Source organism: Paractinoplanes aksuensis (assembly GCF_024137025.1).
In the GTDB taxonomy this organism is placed as follows: Bacteria; Actinomycetota; Actinomycetes; order Mycobacteriales; family Micromonosporaceae; genus Actinoplanes; species Actinoplanes aksuensis.
Window position 1 is genome coordinate 1 of record NZ_JAMYJR010000090.1, and the last position, 1,141, is coordinate 1,141.

Annotated in this window: 2 protein-coding genes; both read left to right on the top strand. The window is 65.9% G+C overall.

Features of this window, described 5'->3' with window-relative positions:
- Nucleotides 1-576 (top strand): extracellular solute-binding protein (locus M1L60_RS46670; RefSeq protein WP_253244072.1); only part of this gene is annotated, 576 nt, incomplete at its 5' end.
- Nucleotides 573-1,141: carbohydrate ABC transporter permease (locus M1L60_RS46675; protein ID WP_369077263.1), on the top strand; the 569-nt coding region annotated here is incomplete at its 3' end. The genes M1L60_RS46670 and M1L60_RS46675, both read left to right, overlap by 4 nt.

Here is a 1,141-nt window from a genome sequence, read left to right on the forward strand (position 1 = left end):
AAGGCCAACGGTTTCCAGAAGGGCTTCTCGTCGACCACGGCCGACTCCAACGCCGACCAGGCGCTGCTCTACACGGGCAAGGCGGCCATGATGGTCCACGGTTCCTGGTCGTACGGGATCCAGACCGCCCAGGGTGGCAACTTCGTCAAGGACGGTGGCCTGGGCTGGATGAACTTCCCGGCCGTCGAGGGTGGCAAGGGCGACCCCAGCAACACCGTCGGCAACCCCGGCCAGTACCTCTCCATCTCGTCCAAGGCGACCGCCGAGGCCAAGGAGACCGCGAAGAAGTTCTTCTCGACCACCCTGGTCGACGACGCCGAGAAGGAGGCCTGGGTCAAGTCCGGCGGCGTGCCGGTCCTGAAGAACAGCGACAGCCTCTTCACCGGCGCTGACGCCCAGTTCCTCAAGGACATGGCGTCGATCGCCAACGGCGCCAAGACCTTCGCCCAGTCCTGGGACCAGGCGCTCAGCCCGACCGCGGCCGAGACGCTGCTCGACAACATCGCCAAGCTGTTCCAGCTGCAGGTCAGCCCGCAGCAGTGGGTGACCGCCATGAACGGGGTCATCGGCAAGTGACGACGATCGCTCCGCCTGTCGTACGGACGAACGAGTCCACCCGGTCCAGCGGCGGGCGGAGCGGTTCCGTCGTCTGGATGGCCCTGCCGGCGCTCTTCTGGTTCGTGGCCTTCGGCGTCGTACCCCTGTTGGGCGTACTTTGGCTCAGCTTCACCACCTGGAACGGCCTCGGCGAGATCCAACCGTCCGGCCTCACCAGCTGGAAGGCCACGCTCAGCGACCCGGGCCTGCCGCACGCCCTCTGGGTCACGTTCCTCATCATGGCGCTGTCGTGGGCCGTCCAGACCCCGCTGTCGATTCTCATCGGGGTCTTCATCGCCGCGCGCAAGCGCTACCGCGAGTTCCTGGCCGTGCTCTTCTTCATCCCCCTGCTGCTCAGTTCGGCCGCCATCGCGATCACCTACAAATCGCTGCTCGACCCCAACTTCGGGCTCGGCACCGGCCTCGGGATCGACGCGCTCAACCAGGACTGGTTGGGCAACGCCACCCTGGCCATGGGTGTGCTGATCTTCATCGTGTCGTGGCAGTTCGTGCCGTTCCACTCGCTGATTTATCAAGGCGCGGT